Raw genomic sequence first — 25,905 nt, forward strand, 5'->3', positions numbered from 1 at the left:
GGGCTTGCTCGCGAAGGCGTCGTGTCAGACGATATTTTGCAAACTGACACACCGCCTTCGCGAGCAAGCCCGCTCCCACAGGTACAGCGTTACCCCCTCAAACCTGTACGGATTCAATACCCCTCCTTCGCTGAAAAGCCCTTCCCTGCGTCTACCCCCCCAAAACCTCAGTGCAAAAAAGTATCGATAAAGGTGCGACGGATGATTTGTCTCGCCTGCCATTGAAGGATGTAATCAGCACAGATTCTTCCCTCCGCAGGAAGACACAAAAACAATAACTGTCCTTCTGTATCCCGCCGGGTGCAGAAAAGGAGTGCACGATGCAACCTTCGGTAAAAGCTCTGCTTGCCCTCACCTGCATGACCCTCAGCAGCGTCAGCCTTGGCGCACAGACCCTGACCATCGCCACCGTCAACAACAGCGACATGATCCGCATGCAAAAGCTCTCGAAAACCTTCGAGGCCGAGCATCCGGAGATCAAGCTCAATTGGGTGGTCCTCGAAGAAAACGTCCTGCGCCAGCGCCTGACCACTGACATCGCCACCCAGGGCGGGCAGTTCGATGTGCTGACCATTGGCATGTACGAAGCCGCACTCTGGGGCGCCAAGGGCTGGCTGGAGCCGATGAATAATTTGCCTTCAAGCTATGCCCTCGACGACGTGTTCCCGTCGGTGCGTGAAGGCCTGTCGGTCAAAGGCTCGCTGTACGCCCTGCCGTTCTACGCCGAAAGCTCCATCACCTATTACCGCACCGACCTGTTCAAGGACGCCGGCCTGACCATGCCCGAGCGCCCGACCTGGGAACAGATCGGTGAATTCGCCGCCAAATTGAACAAACCCGAGCAGGAACAGTACGGCATCTGCCTTCGCGGCAAGGCCGGCTGGGGCGAGAACATGGCGCTGATCAGCACCGTGGCCAACGCCTATGGCGCGCGCTGGTTCGATGAAAAGTGGCAGCCGGAATTCAACGGTCCCGAATGGAAAAACGCGCTGAACTTCTATGTCGACACCATGAAGAAATCCGGCCCGCCGGGGGCGTCGAGCAACGGTTTCAATGAAAACCTGGCGTTGTTCAACAGCGGCAAATGCGCGATCTGGGTCGACGCCAGCGTTGCCGGCTCGTTCGTCACCGACAAGTCTCAAAGCAAGGTCACCGATCACGTCGGCTTCACCTTTGCGCCACATCAGATCACTGACAAGGGCTCGGCCTGGTTGTACTCCTGGGCGCTGGCCATTCCGACCAGCTCCAAGGCCAAGGACGCGGCGAAAACCTTCAGCGCCTGGGCCACGTCCAAAGAATACGGCGCACTGGTTGCGGAAAAGGACGGCATCGCCAACGTGCCGCCGGGCACCCGGGCCTCGACCTATAGCGAGGCGTACTTGAGTGCCGCGCCGTTCGCCAGGGTCACGCTGGAATCGCTCAAGGCCGCGGACCCGAGCAAGCCGGGCGCCAGGCCTGTGCCGTACATCGGCATCCAGTTAGTGACCATTCCCGAGTTCCAGGGCATTGGTACCCAGGTCGGCAAATCCTTCTCGGCAGCGCTGATCGGCCAGACCACGGTCGACCAGGCGTTGGCAGCGGCCCAGCAAACCACCGAGCGCGAGATGAAGCGCGCGGGTTATCCCAAGTAAGCCCCTATCCAGTGTGGGAGCGGGCTTGCTCGCGAAAGCGGCATTCCAATCGCAAAAGTCGTGTCGGATGTACTGGCCTCTTCGCGAGCAAGTCGGATCGCCGCACCGCCGCTCCCACAGTTGATCTTCATATGCCTGTAAATAATCGGTTCTGATCACCATGAATACATCAACTGCCAAAGCTCACATGGACATTGTCCAACCCCAGCGCAAAAGTCGCGCAGCCAATCCCGGCTGGTTCCTGGTCAGCCCTTCGGTGGCATTGCTGCTGTTGTGGATGATCGTACCGCTGGGTATGACCGTCTACTTCTCGACGATTCGCTACAACTTGCTCAACCCCGGCGAGAACGAGTTCGTCGGCCTGGAGAACTTCACCTACTTCCTCACCGACTCGGGCTTCCTGCCCGGCGCCACCAACACCCTGTTGCTGGTGGGCAGCGTGCTGCTGATCAGTGTGGTGCTCGGCGTGTTGATCAGTGCGTTGCTTGAGGCCAGTGAGTTTTTCGGTCGCGGCATCGTGCGGGTGCTGCTGATCTCGCCGTTTTTCATCATGCCCACGGTGGGCGCGCTGATCTGGAAGAACCTGATTTTCCATCCGGTGTCGGGGATTCTCGCCTACGTCTGGAAGCTGTTCGGCGCGCAACCGGTGGACTGGCTGGCGCACTACCCGCTGCTGTCGATCATCATCATTGTCTCGTGGCAATGGCTGCCCTTCGCGATCCTGATCCTGATGACCGCCATGCAGTCCCTCGACCAGGAACAGAAAGAAGCCGCGCGCCTCGATGGTGCCGGGCCCATCGCGATCTTCTGGCACCTGACCCTGCCACACCTGGCACGGCCGATTGCGGTGGTGGTGATGATCGAAACCATCTTCCTGCTCTCGGTGTTCGCCGAAATATTCACCACTACCAACGGCGGCCCCGGCTACGCCTCGACCAACCTCGCCTACCTGATCTACAACCAGGCGCTGGTGCAGTTCGACGTCGGCATGGCCTCGGCGGGCGGCCTGATCGCCGTGGTCATCGCCAACATCGCCGCGATCATCCTGATACGGATGATCGGCAAAAACCTGACCGACAAAGCCTGAGGCCTGCCATGACTCTTCAACAATCCCGTCGCCTGCAAAGCCTGCTGCTCGGTACGCTGGCCTGGGCCATCGCGATCGTGATTTTCTTCCCGATCTTCTGGATGGTGCTGACCAGTTTCAAGACCGAAATCGATGCCTTCGCCACGCCGCCGCAGTTCATCTTCATGCCGACGCTGGAGAACTACCTGCACATCAACGAGCGCAGCGACTATTTCAGTTTTGCCTGGAACTCGGTGGTGATTTCCTTCAGCGCCACAGCCCTGTGCCTGCTGATCGCGGTGCCGGCGGCCTACTCCATGGCGTTCTACGAAACCCAGCGCACCAGAGGCACGCTGCTGTGGATGCTCTCGACCAAGATGCTGCCGCCGGTGGGCGTGCTGATGCCGATCTACCTGCTGGCCAAGAGTTTCGGCCTGCTCGATACGCGAATCGCGCTGATCGTGATCTACACCCTGATCAACCTGCCGATCGTGGTCTGGATGATTTACACCTACTTCAAGGACATCCCCAAGGACATCCTCGAAGCCGCGCGGCTGGACGGCGCGACGCTGGCGCAGGAAATGCTCCGGGTGTTGCTGCCCATCGCCAAGGGCGGCCTGGCGTCCACGGTGCTGCTGTCGCTGATCCTGTGTTGGAACGAGGCCTTCTGGTCGCTGAACCTGACCTCATCGAAAGCCGCGCCATTGACCGCATTGATCGCCTCGTACTCAAGCCCCGAAGGGCTGTTCTGGGCCAAGTTGTCGGCCGTCTCGACCCTGGCCTGTGCGCCGATCCTGATCTTCGGCTGGATCAGCCAGAAACAACTGGTACGCGGCCTGTCGTTCGGCGCCGTGAAATAGCCCCCAAAAGAATAAGCACAAAAGGAGCGCCACCATGGCCAACCTGAAAATCAAGAATCTGCAAAAAGGCTTCGAAGGCTTTTCCATCATCAAGGGCATCGACCTTGAAGTGAACGACAAGGAGTTCGTGGTCTTCGTCGGCCCGTCGGGCTGCGGTAAATCCACGCTGCTGCGGCTGATTGCAGGACTGGAGGAAGTCAGCGGCGGCACCATCGAGCTCGATGGCCGCGACATCACCGAAGTGAGCCCGGCCAAGCGCGACCTGGCGATGGTGTTCCAGACCTACGCCCTGTACCCGCACATGAGCGTGCGCAAGAACATGTCGTTCGCCCTCGACCTGGCCGGCGTGGCGAAAGCCGAAGTGGAAAAAAAGGTCGGCGAAGCGGCGCGCATCCTCGAACTGGGGCCGATGCTGGAGCGCAAGCCCAAGCAACTGTCCGGCGGCCAGCGCCAGCGCGTGGCGATTGGCCGGGCCATCGTGCGCAATCCGAAAATCTTCCTGTTCGACGAACCGTTGTCCAACCTCGACGCTGCCTTGCGGGTGCAGATGCGCCTGGAACTGTTGCGCCTGCACAAGGAACTGCAGGCCACGATGATCTACGTGACTCACGATCAGGTCGAAGCGATGACCATGGCCGACAAAGTCGGTCGTACTCAATGGCGGCAAGATCGAGCAAGTCGGCTCGCCACTGGATCTCTATCACCAGCCGGCCAACCTGTTCGTCGCCGGTTTCCTTGGCACGCCGAAAATGGGCTTCCTCAAGGGCAAGGTCACCCGCGTCGACAGCCAGGGCTGCGAAGTGCAACTGGACGCCGGAACCCGCATCAACCTGCCCTTGAGCGGCAGGCATCTGAGCGTCGGCAGTGCGGTGACGCTGGGCATTCGTCCGGAACACCTGGAACTGGCCAAACCCGGCGATTGCACCTTGCAGGTCACCGCCGATGTCAGCGAACGCCTGGGCAGCGACACCTTCTGCCACGTCCTGGCGGCATCCGGCGAGGCCCTGACCCTGCGTGTTCGCGGCGATCTGGCCAGCCGCTACGGTGAAACCCTGAGCCTGCATCTGGATGCGCAACACTGCCATTTATTCGATGCCGACGGCGTGGCGTTGACCCGTCCGTTGCGCGTTGCTGCCTGATTTCAGAGAGCCTGCGATGAAACTGAACAACCAAAACCTCAGCCGCCTCGCCCCTGAAGTGGTCCTGCCCGCCTACGCCCTGAGCGAGACCCGCCAAGGCATCGCGCACATCGGCGTCGGCGGTTTCCACCGTGCCCATCAGGCGTACTACACCGACGCCTTGATGAATACCGGCGAAGGCCTGGACTGGGCCATCTGCGGTGTCGGCCTGCGCGCTGAAGACCGCCGCGCCCGTGACGATCTCAAGGATCAGGATTATCTGTTCGCCCTGTTCGAACTCGGTGATAGCGACGACACCGAAGTGCGGGTGATCGGCGCCATCCGCGACATGCTGCTGGCCGAGGACGGTGCCCAGGCGTTGATCGACAAACTGTCCAGCCCCGAGATCCGCATCGTCTCGCTGACTATCACCGAAGGCGGGTACTGCATCGACGACAGCACTGGTGAGTTCATGGCGCACTTGCCGCAGATCCAGCATGACCTGGCGCACCCGGATGCGCCGAAAACCGTGTTCGGCTTCCTCTGTGCCGCACTGGCCAGGCGCCGCGCCGCTGACACAACGGCCTTCACCCTGATGTCCTGCGATAACCTGCCGCACAACGGCGCCGTCACCCGCAAGGCCCTGCTGGCCTTCGCCGCCTTGCACGACAGCCAATTGCGCGACTGGATCGACGCCAACGTCAGTTTCCCCAACGCCATGGTCGACCGTATCACGCCGATGACCAGCACCCGGCACCGCTTGCAACTGGCCGACCAGCATGGCCTGGACGATGCCTGGCCGGTGGTCTGCGAACCCTTCGCGCAATGGGTGCTGGAAGACCGGTTCGTCAACGGTCGCCCGGCCTGGGAAAAGGTCGGCGTGCAATTCACCGACGACGTCACGCCCTACGAAGAAATGAAGATCAAGCTGCTCAACGGCAGTCATCTGGCGCTGACCTACCTGGGGTTCCTGAAGGGTTACCGCTTCGTCCACGAGGCCATGAACGACCCACTGTTCGTGCGCTACATGCGCGCCTACATGGACCTGGATGTGACGCCGCAGCTGCCGTCGGTGCCGGGAATCGACCTCACTGAGTACAAGAACACCCTGGTGGCGCGTTTCTCCAATCAGGCAATTGCCGATCAGCTTGAACGGGTGTGTTCGGACGGTTCGTCGAAGTTTCCGAAATTCACTGTGCCGACCATCAACCGCCTGATCGCCGATGGCCGCGAGACCAAGCGCGCAGCGTTGGTGGTGGCGGCGTGGGCGCTGTACCTCAAAGGCGTGGATGAGCAAGGCGAGACCTACTCGATTGCAGATCCGCGGGCAGCGTTCTGCCAGACGCTGGTGGCCGATGATGTGCTGATTACCCAGCGCTTGCTGGCGGTCGAGGAGATTTTTGGTACGGCCATTGCGCGCTCGCCGGAGTTTGTCGCGGCGTTCGAGTGGTGCTGCAACAGTTTGCGCGAGGTTGGGGTGTCGCGGACGTTGGAGCGGGTGCTGGCATAAATGTGGTGGTGAGTCTGAGTCCGTCTTCGCGAGCAAGCCCGCTCCCACACTGAAGCGCTGTCGAACACAAATGCGGTGTTCACTATAAATCTACTGTGGGAGCGGGCTTGCTCGCGAAAGCGGCCGGACAGGCACCAGGGATACTGAATCCAGACTTGTATCGAGCTGACGACCAAGGATCTTGCATGACAACCCGACAACTCTTCCTCGGCATCGACTGCGGCACCCAGGGCACCAAAGCCATCATCCTCGACGCGGCCAGCGGTGAAGTGCTTGGCCAGGGCGCAGCCAGCCACACGATGATCAGCGGCCCCAATGGCCGCCGCGAACAGGACACCCAGCAGTGGCTGGAAGCCTTCGCCACTGCCACCCGCCGCGCATTGCTCGCGGCCAAAGTCGATGGCCAGTCGATTCTCGGCATTGGCGTGTCCGGCCAGCAACACGGCCTGGTGCTGCTTGACGATCAGGGCAAGGTGTTGCGTGCGGCCAAACTCTGGTGCGATACCGAAACCACCCCTGAGAATGACCGACTGCTGGCCCACCTGGGTGGCGAAAAAGGATCGCTGGAACGCCTCGGCGTGGTCATCGCGCCGGGCTACACCCTGTCCAAACTGTTATGGACCAAAGAGCAGCATCCCGAGGTGTTTTCCCGCATCGCCCGCATCTTGCTGCCCCACGATTACCTCAACCATTGGCTCACCGGTCGCAGTTGCAGCGAATACGGCGATGCATCGGGCACCGGGTATTTCAATGTGCGTACGCGCCAGTGGGATTTGCAATTGTTGCGTGACATCGACCCCAGCGGACGCCTGCAAGCCGCCCTGCCGGAGTTGATCGATGCCCACCAGGCGGTCGGCAGCATTCTCCCGGGCATTGCCGAACATCTGGGCATCAACCCGAAGGCCCTGGTCTCCAGTGGCGGTGGCGACAACATGATGGGCGCCATTGGCACCGGCAACATCCAGCCCGGGGCGATCACCATGAGCCTCGGTTCGTCGGGCACTGTGTACGCCTATGCCGATCAGCCGAACGTCGCCGTGGATTCCGCGGTTGCCACCTTCTGTTCTTCGAGCGGCGGCTGGCTGCCTTTGATCTGCACCATGAACCTGACCAATGTCACCGGCCTGATTCGTGACCTGCTGGACCTCGACATCGATCAGTTCAATGAGCTCGTTGCCCAGGCGCCGATCGGTGCCGAAGGCGTTTGCATGCTGCCGTTCTTCAACGGTGAGCGCGTGCCCGCCCTGCCCCATGCCAACGCCAGCCTGTCGGGGCTGACCATGACCAACCTGACCCGGGCCAACCTGTGCCGCGCGGTGGTCGAAGGCACGACGTTCGGTTTGCGTTACGGACTGGACCTGCTACGCCGCAATGGCTTACAAAGCCGCAGCATTCGGCTGATCGGCGGTGGTTCGAAAAGCGCGGTGTGGCGGCAGATCGTCGCCGACATCATGAACACGCCCGTGATCTGCACCGAACAAAGCGAGGCCGCGGCCCTCGGTGCGGCGATTCAGGCGGCATGGTGCGTATCCCGGGCGAACGGGCACGAACACAGCCTGGCGGACTTGTGCGAGCGCTGCGTGAAACTCGACCCGGCCAGTGAAACCCAGCCGGTCGCCGACAATGTACAAGCGTGTCAGCAGGCGTATGAACGCTATCAACAGCAAGTCGTGACCCTAATTAAAGAGTGAACAACTATGTACCTGGTGTGTGGCGAAGCGCTGTTCGATTTTTTCAGTGAAGACGACGCCAGCGGTCTGGCGTCCAAAGTGAACTTCAAGGCCATTGCCGGTGGCTCGCCGTTCAACGTGTCGGTGGGCTTGCGCCGGTTGGGCGTGGACGCGGCGCTGTTGGCCGGGTTGTCCACCGACTATCTGGGCCGGCGCCTGCTGCAGGTACTGCAAGATGAAGGCGTGTGCCAGGACTACCTGCTGGATTTTGCCGCTCCGACCACCCTGGCGATGGTCGCGGTCGGGGCTAATGGCTCGCCACAGTACAGCTTCCGTGGCGAAGGCTGCGCGGATCGACAATTGCAACCGGAGCACCTGCCGGCACTCGGGCCTGAGGTACGCGGCCTGCATATCGGCTCGTTTTCCCTGGTGGTGCAGCCGATTGCCGACACGCTATTGGCATTGGTGCGCCGGGAAAGCGGCAAGCGCCTGATCAGCCTCGACCCGAACGTGCGCCTGAATCCAGAGCCGGACATTGAGCTCTGGCGCGCGCGGATCGCGACGCTGGTGGAGCTGGCCGACCTGATCAAGGTCAGCGACGAGGACCTGCATCTGCTGTACCCCGGCCAGGACCCGGCGCAGGTGATCGAAGGCTGGTTGCAGCACCGCTGTCAGCTGGTGTTCCTTACCCGGGGTGGCGAAGGCGCGAGCGTGTTCAGCCGAACTCACGGTTCGTGGTCGACTCCTGCCTGTGGGGTAAAAATCGCCGACACCGTTGGCGCGGGCGATACCTTTCAGGCGGCGCTGATTACCTGGTTGACCGAACAGCAACTGGACTCGGTAGAAGGCGTGAAGCAACTTGGCCGCGAGCAGATCGACCGCATGCTGAAGTTCGCGGTGCAGGCGGCGGCATTGACGTGCAGCAAGACCGGGCCGGATTTGCCTTATCGGCAGCAACTGGAATTGCGCTGAATTCGAGGGCCTCATCGCGAGCAAGCTCGCTCCCACAGGGTTGCGGGTCGTTCACAGCATTTGTGTCCACCCTTGTTCGCGATGACTTTCCATCAGGCGCCCGATGGTCTTAACTGATACACAGGATCGCGCATCCGCGACAAGCGGTGTTCAGCCGGGTTAACCCTCGTTTAACCGTGCGGTCCAACACTTCACTGGACCGCACGCCCTCAGACTGTTCTGACGCCCAGTGCGGCAAGTTCGACAAGCGACACATCGAACTGACATTCCGTCCGCACCGGAGATCGCTGATGAACACTCGCACCCTGCTGGTTACCGCCGCCCTCGCCTGCACCGCATTTGCCGGCCTGGCTCAGGCCAATGACACCACGACCTCCCAAGCCGTGCCCTATCACTACGGCATGCCATTGCATGTCAGCAAAGTGATTTCACTGACCGAGCCGGACACCCTGGAGTGCAAAGTGGTGAAGGCCGAGATGAAGTACATCGATGACACGGGAAAACCCGCAGAAATTTCCTACCGTAAACTTTCCGACGCTTGCGAGAACCAGGGCTGACCGGAAGGTCTGATTTGGCACTTGGCGGTATTCCTTTGAGGGTTGCGGCGCTATGCTCTAGCGCCTCCCTCTCTGCCGCAAGGATTCGCCATGCAGTTGTCGTTTCGCACGCTGTCGACGTTTACCGCCGCCTTATGTCTTTTGCTCAGCCTGGTCTGGGGCCTGACACCGCAATGGTTATTGTCGTTCTGGGACATCGAGTTTTCATTCACGGTGGGATTGGTCGCGCGACGCACCGCCGTGCTGTTTGGGGCGTTGAGCGTGATCTCTTATCTGGTTCGCAACGAACCCCCTTGTGCAACCCGCAATGCGCTGAGCCTAGGCTTCGTCGTCGGCTGTTGGGGATTGGCCGTGCTGGGTTTTGCCGAATGGCTCAACGGTCACGTCGGTCCAGGCATTTTGCTGGCAGTAGGGTTTGAACTGGCGCTGGGTCTGGCGTTCTTCCAGACCCGGCGCGTGTCCGTGGAACTCGAAACGGCAAGCTAGAGCGCTTTGCCCAGCATGGAGTGCGGCTCGACCTCGACGTGATGCTGTCTGGTACGCAGTTGGGCAATCAACTCGTTGATTTCCCGACAACCATTGAGCCCGGAGGCATCGATACCGGTGACCAAAAGATCGAGCTGATCGGTTTGCCCGTCTGCATAGATTTTGACGGTCATCGACAGATCCGGTGACAACGTGCACTGGCAGCGCTTGGGCAGAAAACTGCTTTCGATGATATTGCGAATTTCCAAGGCAGAAAGAAACATGGCGACTCCCTCCTTTGTAAGACTGCTTGACGATCAATGCTCGCTCATTTGAAATCCCGGCAAGCTTCAAGGACAGCTACAGCATAAGACATACCCTGAATTTCGCGGTGCAGTTCATCGGCAATTCAAGGGTTCAGACGGGTTACCTGTAAAGCCTCTCATGCCGTTTGCAATTATAGACCCTGGCGACCCTGCAATTTGCACACTGGGCATCCCGGGTTTGCATTCACTGCACACGACAGTGAAAATGCCGCCCTTCACTTCAAGCAAGGAGGCATCATGAATTCGTTGACCGTTAACGCTTGCACAGCGCTAGTCGCACTGGGGCTTGCCGGCGTGGCGCACGCCGCCAAACTCGAAGACACCGCACCCTATCCGAAGGCCGAAAGCGGGTTTACCCGCCAGGTGATCCACCTCGCGCCACAGACCCGGGAAAACGACTTCCAGGTCGAGATCCTGGCCGGCAAGACGATGACCGTCGACTGCAATAACCCGCGACTGGGCGGCATTCTCGAGGAGAAGAACCTCGAGGGTTGGGGCTATCCGTTCTACCGCCTGGAAAAAGTCATTGGCCCGATGAGCACGCTGATGGCCTGCCCGGGCGGCACCAGCAAACAGGGTTTTGTACCGGTGGTCGGTGACGGCTTCCTGCTGCGTTACAACAGCAAGTTGCCGCTCGTGCTGTACGTGCCCAAGGACATCGAAGTGCGCTACCGAATCTGGTCGGCGTCGACCAAGGTCGAGAAAGCCGTTCAGGAATAATCCGGCCATCCGGCGGACCCTCGCGGCGCCTGCTTGCGGCACCCGCTTGCGGCGTCCGCTGTAGACCGGCCCAAGCGTCATGCCGGGGCGCCACTCAACGCGGCGCGCTCGGCCACGTACCCCAGGCTGTCGAAGTTGATATTGGCACCCGAGTCGATCGCTACCAGTGTCTGCCCCAAGGCACCGGTCTGCGCGACGTATTTCTTGATCCCGGCCACGGCCAGCGCACCGGAAGGTTCGGTGATCGAGCGGGTATCGTCGTAGATATTCTTGATTGCGGCGCAAAGCTCATCGTTGCTGACCGTCACCACGTCATCAACGCAGAACCGGCAGACCTCAAAACCGTAAGCGCCGATCTGCGCCACCGCCACCCCATCGGCGAAGGTGCCGACGCTCGGCAGCACGACCCGTTCGCTGGCATGCATCGCCGCTTGCAGGCACGCGGAATGTTCCGACTCGACGCCAATGATGCGAACTTCCGGCCGCAAGTATTTGACGTAGGCGGCGATACCCGCGATCAGCCCCCCGCCGCCCACCGGCACGAAGATCGCCTCCAGCGGCCCTTGATGCTGGCGCAGGATTTCCATGGCCACCGTGCCTTGCCCCGCGATCACCTGCGGGTCGTCGAAGGGCGATACAAAGGTGCAGCCAGTTTCCCCGGCCAGTTCCAGCGCATAGGCCAGAGCAAACGGAAAGCTTTCGCCGTGCAACACCGCATCGGCACCACGACTGCGCACCCCGATGACCTTCAGTTGCGGCGTCGTGCAGGGCATGACGATGGTGGCGTTGATCCCCAACTCCCGCGCCGCCAGTGCCACGCCCTGCGCATGATTGCCGGCAGAAGCCGTGACCACGCCGCGAGCCTTTTGCGCTTCGCTCAGTTGCACCAGCTTGTTGTAGGCGCCGCGGATCTTGAAGGAAAAGGTCGGTTGCAGGTCTTCGCGCTTGAGCAGGATCTGGTTGCCCAAGGCTTCGGACAAGGCCGGTGCCGGTTGCAACGGCGTGCGCACGGCCAGTTCATACACCGGCGCAGCGAGGATTTTTTTGACGTAGCGTTCCAGCAGGGCCTGTTGATCAGCGGTAAAACTCATGGTCGTCTCCTGACATTGTTCGGGGCCCGGGAGACAGAAAGTAAAAACCCGCCTCGAGGGCGGGTTGGGTGCTGCAGTCGTGAGCTAGCCCGCCAAATGAGGAATGGCGGTAATAATGCTTGGCTGGCAGCGCAATACAGTGGAAGTCATGGCTGGAAATTAGCCGGGCGTTGATGGCAAGTCAATGGCAAGTTTTTAGATGCCTTAGTCAGCAGGCAACTTCAAGCCCACCCTGTACAACCCGCCGTTCTCCTCATCGGTCAAAACATACAAGTAACCATCCGGCCCCTGCCGTACATCGCGAATGCGTTTTTTCAACTCCCCGAGCATGCGCTCCTCATGGATCACCTTGTCGCCTTCGAACTCCAGGCGGATCAGTTCCTGGCTGACCAGCGCGCCGATAAACACGTTGCGCTGCCAGGCCTTGAAACGATCGGCATCGTAGAACGCCATGCCACTCAGACCCGGGGACTTTTCCCAGACGTGGTTCGGGGCGACGGTGCCTTCGGCGGTTTCACCCTTGGCTTCGGGAATCGGTTGACCGGAGTAGTTGATGCCATGGGTCGCCAGCGGCCAACCGTAATTCTTGCCGCGCTCGATGATGTTGACTTCATCGCCGCCCAGGGGGCCGTGTTCGTTTTCCCACAGCGTGCCGTTCCACGGGTTGAGCGCCGCGCCTTGCGGATTGCGCTGCCCGTAGGACCAGATCTCCGGGCGCACGTTGGCCTGGCCGACAAAGGGGTTGTCCTTGGGCACCGTGCCATCCGGGTAGATGCGCACCACTTTGCCTTGCAGCTTGTCGAGATCCTGGGCGGTCGGGCGGTCGTTGTTTTCCCCCAGGGTCACGAACAGATAGCCGTCGCGATCGAACACCAGCCGCGAGCCGAAATGATTGCCAACCGAGAGTTTGGGTTCCTGACGCAGGATCACCTGGAAATCCTTGAGCGCCGTCATATCGTCGGAGAGCCGACCGCGGCCCACCGCCGTGCCGGCCTTGTCGCCCTGAGCGTCACCCTCGGCATAAGACAGATAGACCATCCGGTCCTGCTTGAAATCGGGCGACAGCGCTACATCCAGCAAACCGCCCTGCCCCCTGACCCAGACCTTGGGTACGCCATTGAGCGGTGCCGACAGCTTGCCGTCGGCGGTCACCAGCCGCAGGTTGCCCGGCCGTTCGGTCACCAGCATGTCTTTACGATCCGGCAAAAATGCAAGGGCCCAAGGGTGCTCCAGTCCCGTCACGATGGGGGTGACCTCAAGGGTGCCTTCTTCGCTTTTCATCGTCCGGATGGGCGCGGCAAGCACCGGGACAGTGGCGCTGATCAATACGCTGGCACAGAAGGTTGCCAATAAATTCTTACGCAACATGCAGGATTCCTTTTCCGATGAAAGTGAGATCTGCTGAAAAATAGCGGCCAGACGCCATGCTTGCCACTCAACGGTTGCTGGTGCCGGTGTCTCGTGGGGGAGGATTGGGAATGAATTTCGGTGGGCCGGCAGGCGCTGTCCGGTCGGGGTAGCGATTACCGATGCCTCCGTTGTCCAGCGTCGGCGGGCGCGGGACCGGCACAGTATTCGGCCCGCGTATGGCCGGGGCACTGGGTTGAGTACCTTGCATGCTGTTGGGATTAGCCCGCCGAATCGGGCTGTTGTATGGGTTGCTGCTGGTGCTGCCCGGCAGGTTCTGGGCCAACTGCAACGAAACACACACGTCGGCCTGGACCAAGGGACCCAGTACGCCACTCAAGGCCAGCACAATGGCGCCAAACACGTATCGGTTCATGGGGTGCCTCTCTGCGTCCGCGTGGATAAGGGCTTCGATACCACGCTACGCCCGGGGTTCGGTTTTGTTAACAAAAACCTCCCCGGCAAGATGTAACAGGCTGGATGTTCCGGCCTCATCGTCGGAACGCCGCCCGGACCAAGCCCGCTCCCACAGGTACGATGGCGTCCGCGATCACGTCGTCAGCGCGAACACACCTCTCAGATCAGAATGAAGACCGCCAGCAACCCGGCAAAGATCGACCACTTTTGGAGGTAGTAAAGCTTGCGGTTGCGCTTTTTCAGTTCCTTGGCGCGCAGGCGAACCTTGTAGACCTTGCTGAACAATCGATTGAGCCCGCCGATCCGGTCTCCGTCCTCGTTCGGTGCACCGGCCGCCGACATGACATTACGACTGAACCAGCGATTGAATGCCGCTGCCCACCGATACTTCATCGGCCGCTCGACATCGCAGAACAAAATGATGCGATTGTGCGGCGTGGTGTTCTCTGCGTAATGAATGTAGGTCTCATCGAACATCACCGCTTCGCCATCGCGCCAATGGTAGTTCTGGCCATCAACACTGATGTAGCAACCGTCAGCGTTGGGTGTGTCCAGTCCGAGGTGATAGCGGTACGAACCGGCATACGGGTCGCGGTGGCGCACCAGTCTGGAGCCCGGTGGCAATTCGGCGAACATCGCCGCCTTGATCGAGCCAATACCTTGTACCAGTTCGGTGGTGCGCGGGCAGAGCTTCATGGCCGACGGGTGGCTATCGCCATACCACTTGAGATAGAAGCGCTTCCAGCCGGTCTTGAAAAACGAGTTGAAACCGACGTCATCGTATTGGTTCGAACGCTTGATCTCGCCGGCGTGAAGCAAGTTCTGGCCTTCGGCACGAATTTCTTCCCAATGCGCCTGCAGCGGGCTCAGGTCGGGAAAATCAGCCGGATCGAGATACGGTTTGTTGGGGATTTTCGAAAACAGATAAAGAAAGCAGTTGATCGGCGCCAGGAACGTCGAGTGATCACTCAACTGGCGGCCCAGCTTATGGCGCACTCGGCCACGCAGGTGGACGTACGCAATAGAGACAATGTAGATAACGGCTATGATCAGTTTCACGGAAATCGTCACAAGTCGGAAGTATACAAACTGCGCCCTTTACCGGCATGCCGGTCCCCGGGTCTTGTGCAGCGGCTGAATACGAAACAGCTGCCCCTTGGAGCCATCGAGCCACGCCGATGGTCGCCGTTCAGCTGTTAGATGGCATTTTAGCCACAGTTTGTAACCAATGGTTAACCTGTAACTGTGAAAATGTGTCCGCAAAAACCGCCAAAGCGTAGCAGAGGCCTCATCGCCCTATCGTTTAAAGAGCCAGACCAGTACAATCGCCGCCAAACTTTACGCGCCCCCAGGTTGAGAGCGGGAAATTCCCCTTTCAGCGCACGTTGACTCGGGCCAGGCGCGCCACATGCTGCTGTCCACTTAATGCCAGATGGATCTTCCACTGCCGATCGGGATGAATGTCCCGGGGGCTGAGCAGTGGAAACGGGTACTGAACCGGTACTGCCGCAACCCTAGCTACTCTGAATGCTTCGCAGGAAAAACCTTTGATTTCTACAGCTAACATCACGATGCAGTTCGGCGCCAAGCCGCTCTTCGAAAACGTTTCGGTCAAGTTCAACGGTGGCAACCGTTACGGTCTGATCGGCGCCAACGGTTGCGGCAAGTCGACCTTCATGAAGATTCTCGGCAACGACCTCGAGCCGTCCGGCGGCCAGGTCATGCTGGAACCGAACGTGCGCCTGGGTAAATTGCGCCAGGATCAGTTCGCCTACGAAGAATTCACCGTGATCGACACCGTGATCATGGGTCACGAAGAGCTGTGGAAGGTCAAGGCCGAGCGCGACCGCATCTATTCGCTGCCGGAAATGAGCGAAGCAGACGGCATGGCCGTGGCCGAGCTGGAAACCGAATTCGCCGAAATGGACGGCTACACCGCTGAATCCCGCGCCGGTGAACTGCTGCTGGGCCTGGGTATTCCCCTGGAACAGCATTTCGGCCCGATGTCCGAAGTGGCTCCAGGCTGGAAACTGCGGGTATTGCTGGCCCAGGCGCTGTTCTCCGATCCGGAAGTGCTGTTGCTCGACGAACCGACCAACCACCTGGACATCAACACCATTCGCTGGCTGGAAACGATCCTCAAGGCGCGCAACAGCACCATGATCATCATTTCCCACGACCGTCACTTCCTCAACAGCGTGTGCACTCACATGGCTGACCTGGACTACGGCGAACTGCGTCTGTTCCCGGGCAACTACGACGAGTACATGACGGCGGCTACCCAGTCCCGTGAGCAATTGCTGTCGGACAACGCCAAGAAGAAAGCCCAGATCTCCGAACTGCAAACGTTCGTCAGCCGCTTCTCGGCCAACGCCTCGAAAGCCAAGCAGGCCACTTCCCGCGCCAAGCAGATCGACAAGATCCAGCTGGCCGAAGTCAAGCCATCGAGCCGCGTGAGCCCGTTCATCCGCTTCGAACAGACCAAGAAACTGCACCGCCAGGCCGTGACCATCGAGCAGATGTCAAAGGGCTTCGACGGCAAGACCCTGTTCAAGAACTTCAGCTTCACCGTCGAAGCCGGCGAGCGCGTGGCGATCATCGGCCCGAACGGTATCGGCAAGACCACCCTGCTGCGCACACTGATGAGCGAACTGACCCCGGACGCCGGTTCCGTGAAGTGGACCGAAAGCGCGGAGCTGGGCTACTACGCCCAGGACCACGCCCATGACTTCGAAGACGACGTCAGCCTGTTCGACTGGATGGGCCAGTGGACTCAGGGCGAGCAGATCATCCGTGGCACCCTGGGCCGCATGCTGTTCTCCAACGACGAGATCCTCAAGTCGGTCAAGGTCATCTCCGGTGGTGAGCAAGGCCGCATGCTGTTCGGCAAGCTGATCCTGCAAAAGCCGAACGTACTGGTGATGGACGAACCGACCAACCACCTGGACATGGAATCGATCGAAGCGCTGAACCTGGCGCTGGAAAACTACCCGGGCACGCTGATCTTCGTCAGCCACGACCGTGAGTTCGTATCGTCCCTGGCCACCCGCATCATCGAGTTGAGCCCTAACGGCGTGACCGACTTCAGCGGCACCTACGACGACTACCTGCGCAGCCAGGGTGTGGTGTTCTAAGGGCAGCTACAAGCCTTTAGCTGCAAGCTTCAAGTGAAAAGCCCTGTCCATGTGACGGGGCTTTTTGCGTTTCATGGGTGGAATTTTCTTGGGTGCCGAATCCTTCGCGAGCAAGCCCGCTCCCACAGGGGGAACGCATTCCAAATGTGGGAGCGAGCTTGCTCGCGATGAGGCCATGAGGAACAGCGATAATGTCACGGCGAAAGTAGTTAGCCTGCTTTCTTTTATCCCAACGCCGCGCCATGATGCAGTTCTCCCACCGCCGCCCGCGAACGAGCCCTCATGTCTGTGCAGCAAGTGCCTCCGCAAAGCTCCATGGCGATCACCCTGCAGATCGTCTCCATCGTTTTCTATACCTTTATTGCCTTCCTCTGCATCGGTTTGCCGATTGCGGTATTGCCGGGTTATGTCCACGAACAGCTCGGGTTCAGCGCCATCGTGGCCGGGCTGACCATCGGCTCGCAATACCTCGCCACCCTGCTCAGCCGGCCCATGGCCGGGCGGATGTCGGACAGCGTTGGCACCAAGCGCGCAATTATCTATGGCTTGTCCGGGATTGTGCTCAGCGGCGTGCTGACCTTGCTGTCGACCCTGTTGCAAGGCCTTCCCTTGCTCAGCCTGCTGATCCTGATCGCCGGGCGCCTGTTGCTGGGGATCGCCCAAGGGTTGATCGGCGTCGGCACCATCAGTTGGTGCATGGGCCAGGTCGGCGCCGAGCATACCGCGCGGTCGATTTCCTGGAACGGCATCGCGTCCTATGGGGCGATTGCCATTGGTGCGCCGCTGGGTGTGGTCATGGTGCAACAACTGGGTTTCGCCAGCCTGGGCATTGCCCTGTCGCTGCTGGCCCTGGCTGCACTGGTGCTGATTCGCAACAAGCCTTCGGTGCCGGTGGTGCGCGGTGAACGTTTGCCATTCTGGGCGGTGTTCGGGCGCATTGCGCCGTTTGGCGCGAGCCTGAGCCTGGCGTCCATTGGCTACGGCACCCTGACGACCTTTATCACTTTGTATTACGTCAATCGCGGCTGGACCGGCGCGGCCTACTGCCTGACCGTGTTTGGCGTGTGTTTCATTCTGTCGCGGCTGCTGTTCATTTCCGCCATCAGCCGTTTCGGCGGGTTCACGTCGGCCATTGCCTGCATGTGCATTGAGACAGTTGGCCTGGTGCTGCTGTGGCTGGCACCGTCGACCGGGTACGCGCTCATTGGCGCCGGCCTGACCGGATTCGGCCTGTCCCTGGTGTACCCGGCGCTGGGTGTCGAGGCCATCAAACAGGTGCCCAACTCCAGCCGGGGGGCGGGCCTGAGTGCTTATGCGGTGTTTTTCGACCTGGCACTGGCCATTGCCGGCCCGTTGATGGGCGCAGTGGCGTTGAACCTGGGTTATGCGTGGATTTTTTTCAGTGCGGCATTGTTGTCGGTGACGGGATTGGGGCTGACCCTGCTACTCAAGCGCCGCGCGATGGCTTGATGTGGGAGCGGGCTTGCTCGCGAAGGCGGCGTGTCAGGCAGTACTTATATCTACTGACACACCGTATTCGCGAGCAAGCCCGCTCCCACAGAGGGTCGAGGACACTCACTGATCAGCCGTCTGCATCCCGGCCCGGGTCGGCCTGCCCAGGGTGCGCGAGAAGAACCTTCCGGCTTCAGAGATCAGATTGCGGTGGATGTCTTGCCGGTCGACGCCATCGGCATCGGTGCACAGCGCGGGCATGATCACGATCTGCTCGTCATTGCACGGCGCCATGAACACGAAGTGCCCTGCCCCTGCCAGCAGCTTGAAGTCAGGCGCCGTCGGTAGTTTGCGCGCCAGTGCCGCGGCGTTCTTGTCGACAGCCACCAGTTTGTCGCCATCGCCGCTGTAAAGCAGCACCGGCACATGCACGTCGGCCAGGGTGTGGCGACCGAACTTCAGGCTCAACGGCGCCATCAGCATCAAGGCGTGGACGCGAGGATCGGCCACCGGTTGCAGGTCGTCGCGGTCGACAATCAATTCGCCCTGGGTGTTGCAGGCATCGTGGTCGTCCGGGCGCTCCTGGCAGTAACGGCGCAGGCGATCCAGGTCCGGGGTCGCGCCGGACAGAATCAATGCGGTCTCGCCACCGGCCGAGTAACCGATGACCCCCACCTGGTCGGCATTGACGAACGGCGACAGCATACGGTCGCCCAAGGTCGCGGTAATGGCTTCGGAAATCTGGATCGGCCGGCCGTACAGGTTACTCAAAGTACCGAGTCGGCTGTGGTCTTTGGAGTTGTCACCGGGATGAATCACCGCCACCACGACAAAGCCTTTGCGCGCCAGCGACGTGGCAAGGTCGTGCAGGGCCAGCGGGGTACCGGTGTTTCCGTGGGACAGCATCAGCATCGGGAACCGGCCGATGGCGACCTTGGTGTCCTCCCCGGCTTCGACGGTGTAACCCTCGAGCTTGCTGGTGTGCTCCCGATCACTGGAAGGATAGAAGGCGATGGCGCGCATCGGCTGCAAGTCCAGCGGGTCGAGAAAAGTCATCTCATGGAAGCCGACGCTCCAGTGAGGATGCGGTGCAGGCGCGGCGTGCACTGTATTCAGGCTGCTGAGCAGGCAAATCAGTAAAGTTGCACAAAGACGCATCATCGGATGCCCCACCTTGTTACCGGACTTGTGACGTGAACCCTGACTGCATAAGTCAGGCCACAATCTGAAACGACCAGAAACAAAAAACTCCGTAGCTGGTACTTGCGTAACCAGACTACAGAGTTTTTTGGGGCATTACCTGAACGCTGCCTACTTCTACGCAAGCCTTACGCTGCGGCGAACAACTGCTCACTGATTTGTGCGTGGGCAGCGCTCATGGCCTTGTTGCGAACGTCGTCACCGTAAGCCAGGCCTTCGGCGCGGACGATTTCAATGTCGGTGATGCCGATGAAACCGAACAGCACCTTCAAGTACTCTTCGTGGGCAACACCGGTTGCCTGACCGGCGTGCATGCCGCCGGAGGTCGAAACGATCACGACTTTCTTGCCACCGCACAGGCCTTCAGGGCCGGCTTCGGTGTAACGGAAGGTCTGACCGGCCACCGCGATGCGGTCGATCCAGGCCTTCAGTTGAGTCGGGATGGTGAAGTTGTACATCGGTGCGGCAATCACCACGGCATCGGCAGCCAGGAACTCGGCCAGGGTCGAGGCGCTCAGTTCGGCTTCGTGCTGTTGTGCGGCGTTGCGCAGTTCAGCGGTGGTGCCGGCGGCGACCAGAGTGGTGGCGGAGAAGTGGCTGATGGCGTCGGCGGCCAGGTCGCGGTAAGTCACCACGGCGGTTGGCTCGGCGGCTTGCCAGGCTTTGACGACTTCACCGCTCAACTGACGGGAAGCCGAGTTGTCGCCCAGGATGCTCGAATCGATATGCAGCAGTTTCATGTGGGATCTCCAAGTGAGGATCGCCCACAAGGGCGATCTGATGGGACTAATCCTACACACGAAACCAATAGCTGATTAGACGGTAACACTGCGATAGTTCGTCCCACAGATAGAACAATCGGATTTACATCATGCAAGACCTCAACGACCTGTATTACTTCGCCAAAGTCGTGGAAGCCGGGGGGTTCGCGGCAGCTGGGCGTTTGCTGGGCATCCCCAAGTCCCGATTGTCACGGCGCATCGCCGAGCTGGAAGAGCGCCTCGGCGCACGGCTGCTGCAACGCACCACCCGACAACTGAAGCTGACTGCCGTCGGTGAGCGCTACCTCAGGCACTGCCAGGCGATGCTGCTGGAGGCGGAAATGGCCGACGAGGCCGTGGCCAGCATGTCCAGCGAGCCCCGTGGGCGTTTGCGGGTTTCCTGCCCCGTCGGGCTGGCCCATGAAATATTGCCGGAGGTGATCAGCGACTTTCTGGAACGCTTTCCGCAAGTCCAACTGGAGGTGATGTTGCTCAACCGGCGGGTCGACCTGGTGAACGAGGGCATTGACGTGGCCCTGCGCGTACGGGAACTGGGCGACGAAGACCCGCTGCTGGTCACCCGCCGCCTGCGCCAGGCGCAGATGCTGATGGTCGCCAGTCCCGGCTTCCTCGTTGGCCGTGAGATCAACCATCCCGAGGATCTGAAAAGCCTGCCGGTGCTCGGTGCCCTGGAAGCCGACCGCATGGTGCACATCCGCCTGCTGGATGAAAAAGGCAAAAGTTGTGAATTGGCGCTCGAGGCCCGGCTGGGCATCGATGACTTTATCGTGCGCAAGGCCAGCACCCTCTCCGGCCTGGGCTTTACCATGCTGCCCATGATGTATTGCGAGCAGGAACTGGAAAGCGGTTCACTGGTGCAGTTGTTGCCCGACTGGTCGTTGCCCGGTGGCTGGCTGCAAGCGGTCTATCCTCATCGACGCGGGGTCATGCCGGCGGTACGCGCCTGGATCGACCATCTGGTCGAGTCATTCAATGCCTGTGGGGAACGCTTGTTATGAAAGCCGGACGGATGAGCGAAGAGGATGTCGCGAAATTCTGCCTTAGCCTGCCCGGAGCACGGGAAGACTATAAATGGGGAGGCGTGCGGGTATTTTCGATTGCCGGGAACAAGATGTTCGCCTTGCAGGGCCTGCGGGGTGATTCCCTGGCCTTCAAGGTCGACAAGGATCTGTTTCTCGGTCATTGCGACCGCCCGGGAATTCATCCGGCGCCTTATCTGGCGCGTGCCCAGTGGATCATCATGGAAACGCCCTACCCGCTCGGCAGCGAAGAACTACAGGGCTTGCTGCAGCGTTCGCACCAGTTGGTAGTGAGCAAACTGCCAAAGCGCACTCAAGTCGGTCTGTTGCTATAGGGCCTTCTTTATCAGAACAAGGCGAACAGGTGTGCGCCGAGGAACAGGTGATCGATCCAGAACACCTGATGCAGTAGCACGATGATCCAGAACACCAACTGGTACGAGACCTTGCGGGTTTTGTGCCGAAACGCTTGCTGGGCCAGCAAGGCGCCGGGCCAGCCACCCGCGAGCTCCAGCGCATGCAGGACATTCTCCGGCGTACGCCATTGCTCGGCGCGGGCCTTGCGCTTGTCGCTCCAGTACAGGAAAAACGTCACGACGCTGACGATGCCGTAGGCCGCCAGGGGAATCAGCGACACCCCGTGCAGCCATGACGACACCGAACCCGACAGCGGCAACGCGCACAGGATTGCAAACACCAGCCACTTCAGCCGTGGCTGGCGGATCTGTCCCCCGGGCTGGCGCCCGGGGTTATTGCGCGAGCTTGAGTCACTCACGGCTTGACCGCGCTCCAGTCGACCCAGCCGAATTGCCAGGTCGCCAGGATGATCAGGCCGAACACAATGCGATACCAGGCAAACGCCGCATAGCTGTGGTTGGCGATGAACTTGAGCAGCCCGCGGACCGCGATCATCGCGAAGACGAACGCCGTGACGAAACCGATCGCGAACACCGGGAAATCAGACGGGACAAACAGGTCACGGTATTTATAACCCGAGTACACCGCTGCGCCGACCATGGTCGGCATCGCCAGGAAGAACGAAAACTCGGTAGCAGTCTTGCGCGACAGGCCGAACAGTAACCCGCCGATGATCGTCGAGCCCGAACGCGAAGTGCCCGGAATCATGGCCAGGCATTGGGCGAAGCCGACTTTCAGGGCATCTTTCCAGGTCATGTCATCCACCGTTTCGGCGTGTACTTCATGCTGACGGCGCTCGGCCCACAACATGACGACCCCGCCCACGACCAGCGCCGCAGCCACAGTGATCGGATTGAACAGGTACTCGTGGATCAGGTCGGCGAACATCACTCCCAACACCACGGCCGGCAAGAACGCGATCAACAGGTTCGCGGTAAACCGCCGAGCACCCGGCTGGGTCGGCAGGCCAATGACCACGTCGAAGATCTTGCGTCGAAACTCCCATACCACCGCCAGGATGGCACCCAACTGGATAATGATGTTGAACGCCATCGCCCGCTCGCCCCCGAAGCCGAGCATGTCGGCCACGATGATCTGGTGGCCGGTACTGGAAATGGGCAAAAACTCGGTCAGCCCTTCTACAACCCCAAGAATCAATGCCTGAAAGGCGGTCCAAAGATCCATCAATCCCCCAAAAGGCTATGCACATCGGCATGCCCCGTTAGTATTTTTCAAAAGCTTGAATTGCGATCAGCGATGCTGAAGGCCCGCGTATCAAGGATCACCACAGAACCGTAAAAATCCTGTGAAAAAACAACCCTGTTCCGGGTTTACCCGTGCGGGGCCGAAATCCTATCAGACAAGTCCGATTGGCGCTGCCGTGTTATCGGGTGCCGCTTGCACAGGCTTGTGCGGCAGAGCGTGGCTGGATGCTGGCAATGGTTTATGACAGGAACAAGAATCCGCTGCTGTACCCGCAAGAACACGGCCGATTTCAGGACCGTTTCGCGCACCAATGAAGCACACCCTGCGCCACGGGATTCCCGACGGCAATCCGGTTACAATCCGCCCCCTCTTCGATTTCACCAAGGAACCTCCATGTCCGGGCTTGAACTGTTTGCCGCCGCCCTCGGTGTCATTGCCGTCTGGCTGACGGTCAAACAGAACCCCTGGTGCTGGCCCATCGGCCTGGTCATGGTGCTGCTATACAGCTGGATCTTTTTTGAGGTGAAGCTGTATTCGGACATGTTGCTGCAAGTCGTCTATGCCGCCTTGCAGCTTTACGGCTGGTGGCAGTGGACACGGGTTGGCGAAACGACCCATGGCCGCGAGGTCAGTTGGCTCGATTCCCGTTCCGTGGCGTTGAGCCTGGCCATCGGCGCACTCGGCAGCCTGTTGCTGGGGGCAGCCATGGCCCACTGGACCGACGCCGCGCAACCCTGGCTCGATGCGGCGCTGACCGGATTCAGCCTGGTGGCGCAGGTCTGGATGGCGCAAAAACGTGTCCAGTGCTGGCCGCTGTGGATCGCCCTGGATGTGATTTTCGTCGGACTGTTCATCTATAAGGACCTGTACCTGACCGCCACCTTGTACGGGCTGTTCGCCGTTATCGCCGTGCAGGGCTGGCGCCAATGGCGCGCCGATCCGGCGTTGCGCGCATGAAAGTCCTGGTGCTCACAGGCCCCGAATCCAGCGGTAAAAGCTGGCTGGCGGCCGAGTTGCAACAGCGTTTCGGCGGGGTTCTGGTCGACGAGTATGTACGCTGGTTCATTGAGCAGAATCCGCGGGACACCACCTTGGCCGACATTCCGCACATCGCCCGCGGTCAATTGGCATGGGAAGACGAAGCACGGGCGCAACAACCGTCTTTGCTGATCCTCGACACGCACCTGCTGAGCAATATCCTCTGGAGCCAAACCCTGTTTGGCGACTGCCCCGCCTGGATCGAACAAGCGCTACTGGCCCGGCATTACGACTTGCACTTGCTGCTGTCGCCGGAACACATCGAATGGACGGATGATGGCCAGCGTTGCCAGCCCCGACTGAGTGAGCGCCAGGCATTTTTCGAGCAGACCCTGGCCTGGCTTGAACGCCACGCACAACCGGTTCAAGTACTGCACGGAGATTGGGCAGAACGTCGATTCCAGGCACTGAACGCCGTGACCCGATTGCTCGACGCCTGACCGGCGTTTGGGGCAATTTCCCCACCATCCCCCCCTGTCCCGGGGGAAAAGTGTCCGATCCTGAAACACCCTTCCTGCCTCAAACCGCCTGTTTCAGCACCCTTCACCGCAGGATCATCGGATTTGTTAAGTCATTGATACAACGCCGCTGAAACCCTTGTTCCAGAGCGATTTATCCGCAAATAAGGGCTGCCTGCGCAGGGTTTCGTCTCACCTTTGAAACATTCCCGGCAAAGGCCATCCGGACAACATCCATAAGCCATTGAATCAACGAGAAATTCAAAAACCGGCACAGCTTTCGCTCTCTCCTTCAAAAAGCCGACCAGAGCCAGCCCACATGAGAAGGAAAGAACGTCGTGGGGATACTCGATAAAAAAGCCTTGACGTGCCTGCTGCTGATCGCGAGCGCTGCAGGCGCGGCTTTCAGTTTTGACGTTCGAGCCGAAGGCAACGGCGTCATCGTGCTTGATCGCACCATTCACCCGACTCCCATCGGCCGCAGCGGCGGCAGAGATCCAAACCCGAACACCCTCAACGCCAACCCATCGGCCCGCGTCACCGGCGAACTCAGCGACGCCGACATTGCCGGGGTCACCACCGGGACGGCCCTTCGCCACAACAACGGGCAAAGTCTGGGTGGCCTGCAAGGCCTCAACGTCGTCACCAACCCCAACGGTATGCCCGGCATGTCCGTCGGTCACGGTGGTGGTAGTGGCAGCGCGATTTCCGGAACCATCAACCGCGCCATGAGCAGCGGCCTCGGTTCACTGGGCAGAATGGCGGGAGGTCAATGAGATGAGTCGATCCCTGCTATTACTTGCCCTGCTCGGCTGCACCAGTGTGATGGCCGATTCGGGCGTGAGTTCGGTGAACAACGCCACCCTCCAGGATTCCGGTACTCAATACCGCGGCAACTTCAACGTCAACCAGGCGGCTGGCGATCAACAACAGCAGGCCAACGTCCGCGCGATCGCCATAGGTACCCAAGCCGGTGCGACCACCAGTGTCCGGCAGAAAATCACTACGCCCGCCAATCCGTCGATGGACGCCACGGCCACTATCGGCGGCTCCTCCTTCAGTAATGGCAACGGCGTACTGGGCGTCAACCAGAGCGCCGGGGCGAACAACCAGATGGCCAACGCCATGCGCATCAGCATCAGCGCTGCACCGCAAGCCATTGACGATAGTGCCCTTTCTCAACAGAACGTGGCGTTGTTACCGAACTCGGGAGCAACTGGCGCCCCAAATGGCAGTCGCCAGGTCGTGACAAGCGACCAGGCCTTCACCGGCAGCCGGGGAGTGATCCAGGTAAACCAGAGTGCCGGGGTGGGGAACCGAATGGCTAACACCCTGAGCATCCGGGTCGCTGACTGACCCCGAAACAGTGCGATTAGGGAAGTACCAACA

The 25,905-nt window shown here is 60.3% G+C and carries 26 protein-coding genes and 1 pseudogene; 18 read left to right on the forward strand and 9 right to left on the reverse strand.

What is annotated here, in order from left to right:
• Positions 1-320: 320 nt before the first annotated feature.
• The 9 genes and pseudogenes from KGB28_RS09910 (at position 321) to KGB28_RS09950 (ending at position 9,870) form a co-directional block, all read left to right on the forward strand.
• Positions 321-1,631: an ABC transporter substrate-binding protein gene (locus KGB28_RS09910; RefSeq protein ID WP_223444530.1), complete on the forward strand. Its 1,311-nt coding sequence runs from the start codon at positions 321-323 to the stop codon at positions 1,629-1,631.
• A 187-nt stretch (positions 1,632-1,818) separates the two neighbouring features.
• Positions 1,819-2,718, forward strand: coding sequence for a carbohydrate ABC transporter permease (locus KGB28_RS09915; protein ID WP_223444641.1), 900 nt, complete (start codon positions 1,819-1,821; stop codon positions 2,716-2,718).
• Positions 2,719-2,726: 8 nt separating this feature from the next.
• Entirely contained in the window at positions 2,727-3,557 is an 831-nt protein-coding gene (locus KGB28_RS09920; protein ID WP_150723782.1) for a carbohydrate ABC transporter permease, read from the forward strand.
• Between the two features lie 34 nt (positions 3,558-3,591).
• Positions 3,592-4,696: pseudogene (locus KGB28_RS09925) on the forward strand (ABC transporter ATP-binding protein).
• Between the two features lie 16 nt (positions 4,697-4,712).
• On the forward strand, positions 4,713-6,185 hold the full coding sequence (locus KGB28_RS09930) for a mannitol dehydrogenase family protein (protein WP_223444532.1): 1,473 nt from the start codon (positions 4,713-4,715) through the stop codon (positions 6,183-6,185).
• Between the two features lie 185 nt (positions 6,186-6,370).
• A complete protein-coding gene (gene xylB, locus KGB28_RS09935) occupies positions 6,371-7,876 on the forward strand; it encodes a xylulokinase (protein WP_223444534.1) in 1,506 nt (501 codons plus the stop codon).
• A gap of 6 nt (positions 7,877-7,882) precedes the next feature.
• Positions 7,883-8,827, forward strand: a complete 945-nt coding sequence (locus KGB28_RS09940; RefSeq protein ID WP_223444536.1) for a carbohydrate kinase family protein — start codon at positions 7,883-7,885, stop codon at positions 8,825-8,827.
• A 290-nt stretch (positions 8,828-9,117) separates the two neighbouring features.
• A complete protein-coding gene (locus KGB28_RS09945) occupies positions 9,118-9,384 on the forward strand; it encodes a DUF2790 domain-containing protein (protein ID WP_150723777.1) in 267 nt (88 codons plus the stop codon).
• 90 nt (positions 9,385-9,474) lie between these two features.
• Positions 9,475-9,870 (forward strand): hypothetical protein, encoded by a 396-nt coding sequence (locus KGB28_RS09950; protein ID WP_223444538.1) that lies wholly within the window; start codon positions 9,475-9,477, stop codon positions 9,868-9,870.
• On the opposite strand, the gene KGB28_RS09955 is transcribed toward KGB28_RS09950, so the two are convergent.
• Entirely contained in the window at positions 9,867-10,133 is a 267-nt protein-coding gene (locus tag KGB28_RS09955; protein WP_223444540.1) for a DUF1652 domain-containing protein, read from the reverse strand. The two genes, KGB28_RS09950 and KGB28_RS09955, sit on opposite strands and share 4 nt — an antisense overlap.
• Before the next feature lie 279 nt (positions 10,134-10,412).
• On the opposite strand from KGB28_RS09955, the gene eco reads away from it, so the two are divergent.
• Positions 10,413-10,895, forward strand: coding sequence for a serine protease inhibitor ecotin (eco, locus tag KGB28_RS09960; RefSeq protein WP_223444542.1), 483 nt, complete (start codon positions 10,413-10,415; stop codon positions 10,893-10,895).
• Positions 10,896-10,972: 77 nt separating this feature from the next.
• Here eco and ilvA read toward each other — a convergent pair whose 3' ends face one another.
• The 4 genes from ilvA to lpxO all read right to left on the reverse strand — a co-directional run bounded on the left by ilvA (position 10,973) and on the right by lpxO (position 14,869).
• Positions 10,973-11,986, reverse strand: coding sequence for a threonine ammonia-lyase, biosynthetic (ilvA, locus tag KGB28_RS09965; RefSeq protein ID WP_223444544.1), 1,014 nt, complete (start codon positions 11,984-11,986; stop codon positions 10,973-10,975).
• 204 nt (positions 11,987-12,190) lie between these two features.
• A complete protein-coding gene (locus tag KGB28_RS09970; protein ID WP_223444545.1) occupies positions 12,191-13,354 on the reverse strand; it encodes a PQQ-dependent sugar dehydrogenase in 1,164 nt (387 codons plus the stop codon).
• Positions 13,355-13,421: 67 nt separating this feature from the next.
• Entirely contained in the window at positions 13,422-13,769 is a 348-nt protein-coding gene (locus tag KGB28_RS09975; RefSeq protein WP_223444546.1) for a hypothetical protein, read from the reverse strand.
• A gap of 200 nt (positions 13,770-13,969) precedes the next feature.
• On the reverse strand, positions 13,970-14,869 hold the full coding sequence (gene lpxO, locus KGB28_RS09980) for a lipid A hydroxylase LpxO (protein ID WP_223444548.1): 900 nt from the start codon (positions 14,867-14,869) through the stop codon (positions 13,970-13,972).
• Between the two features lie 488 nt (positions 14,870-15,357).
• On the opposite strand from lpxO, the gene KGB28_RS09985 reads away from it, so the two are divergent.
• Both KGB28_RS09985 and KGB28_RS09990 read left to right on the forward strand, forming a co-directional pair.
• Positions 15,358-16,944 carry an ABC-F family ATPase gene (locus KGB28_RS09985; protein ID WP_223444549.1) on the forward strand — a complete coding sequence of 529 codons (1,587 nt, stop codon included), beginning with the start codon at positions 15,358-15,360 and terminating at the stop codon, positions 16,942-16,944.
• 282 nt (positions 16,945-17,226) lie between these two features.
• Positions 17,227-18,414 carry an MFS transporter gene (locus KGB28_RS09990; RefSeq protein WP_223444551.1) on the forward strand — a complete coding sequence of 396 codons (1,188 nt, stop codon included), beginning with the start codon at positions 17,227-17,229 and terminating at the stop codon, positions 18,412-18,414.
• Between the two features lie 105 nt (positions 18,415-18,519).
• Here KGB28_RS09990 and KGB28_RS09995 read toward each other — a convergent pair whose 3' ends face one another.
• Entirely contained in the window at positions 18,520-19,557 is a 1,038-nt protein-coding gene (locus KGB28_RS09995) for an alpha/beta hydrolase family protein (RefSeq protein ID WP_223444552.1), read from the reverse strand.
• A gap of 167 nt (positions 19,558-19,724) precedes the next feature.
• Positions 19,725-20,336, reverse strand: coding sequence for an FMN-dependent NADH-azoreductase (locus KGB28_RS10000; RefSeq protein WP_008053706.1), 612 nt, complete (start codon positions 20,334-20,336; stop codon positions 19,725-19,727).
• Positions 20,337-20,467: 131 nt separating this feature from the next.
• On the opposite strand from KGB28_RS10000, the gene KGB28_RS10005 reads away from it, so the two are divergent.
• Both KGB28_RS10005 and KGB28_RS10010 read left to right on the forward strand, forming a co-directional pair.
• Entirely contained in the window at positions 20,468-21,376 is a 909-nt protein-coding gene (locus KGB28_RS10005; RefSeq protein WP_223444554.1) for a LysR substrate-binding domain-containing protein, read from the forward strand.
• Positions 21,373-21,732 (forward strand): MmcQ/YjbR family DNA-binding protein, encoded by a 360-nt coding sequence (locus KGB28_RS10010; RefSeq protein WP_150723763.1) that lies wholly within the window; start codon positions 21,373-21,375, stop codon positions 21,730-21,732. Before KGB28_RS10005 ends, KGB28_RS10010 begins: the two co-directional genes overlap by 4 nt.
• A gap of 11 nt (positions 21,733-21,743) precedes the next feature.
• Here the strand turns inward: KGB28_RS10010 and KGB28_RS10015 are convergent, their stop codons facing one another.
• Both KGB28_RS10015 and KGB28_RS10020 read right to left on the reverse strand, forming a co-directional pair.
• Entirely contained in the window at positions 21,744-22,172 is a 429-nt protein-coding gene (locus tag KGB28_RS10015) for a DUF1294 domain-containing protein (RefSeq protein ID WP_223444556.1), read from the reverse strand.
• Positions 22,169-22,999: an undecaprenyl-diphosphate phosphatase gene (locus KGB28_RS10020; protein ID WP_150723761.1), complete on the reverse strand. Its 831-nt coding sequence runs from the start codon at positions 22,997-22,999 to the stop codon at positions 22,169-22,171. Before KGB28_RS10020 ends, KGB28_RS10015 begins: the two co-directional genes overlap by 4 nt.
• Positions 23,000-23,413: 414 nt before the next feature.
• Here KGB28_RS10020 and pnuC point away from each other — a divergent pair, with 414 nt between their 5' ends.
• The 4 genes from pnuC (at position 23,414) to KGB28_RS10040 (ending at position 25,872) form a co-directional block, all read left to right on the forward strand.
• Positions 23,414-23,977, forward strand: a complete 564-nt coding sequence (pnuC, locus tag KGB28_RS10025; RefSeq protein ID WP_223444557.1) for a nicotinamide riboside transporter PnuC — start codon at positions 23,414-23,416, stop codon at positions 23,975-23,977.
• Positions 23,974-24,498: an AAA family ATPase gene (locus KGB28_RS10030; RefSeq protein ID WP_223444559.1), complete on the forward strand. Its 525-nt coding sequence runs from the start codon at positions 23,974-23,976 to the stop codon at positions 24,496-24,498. Before pnuC ends, KGB28_RS10030 begins: the two co-directional genes overlap by 4 nt.
• Positions 24,499-24,854: 356 nt before the next feature.
• Entirely contained in the window at positions 24,855-25,292 is a 438-nt protein-coding gene (locus KGB28_RS10035) for a hypothetical protein (protein ID WP_223444561.1), read from the forward strand.
• Position 25,293: 1 nt separating this feature from the next.
• Positions 25,294-25,872 (forward strand): adhesin, encoded by a 579-nt coding sequence (locus KGB28_RS10040; RefSeq protein ID WP_223444563.1) that lies wholly within the window; start codon positions 25,294-25,296, stop codon positions 25,870-25,872.
• The last annotated feature ends 33 nt before the right edge of the window (positions 25,873-25,905 follow it).

Origin of the sequence: Pseudomonas sp. BF-R-19 (genome assembly GCF_019956445.1) — a bacterium.
In the GTDB taxonomy this organism is placed as follows: Bacteria; Pseudomonadota; Gammaproteobacteria; order Pseudomonadales; family Pseudomonadaceae; genus Aquipseudomonas; species Aquipseudomonas fluorescens_BH.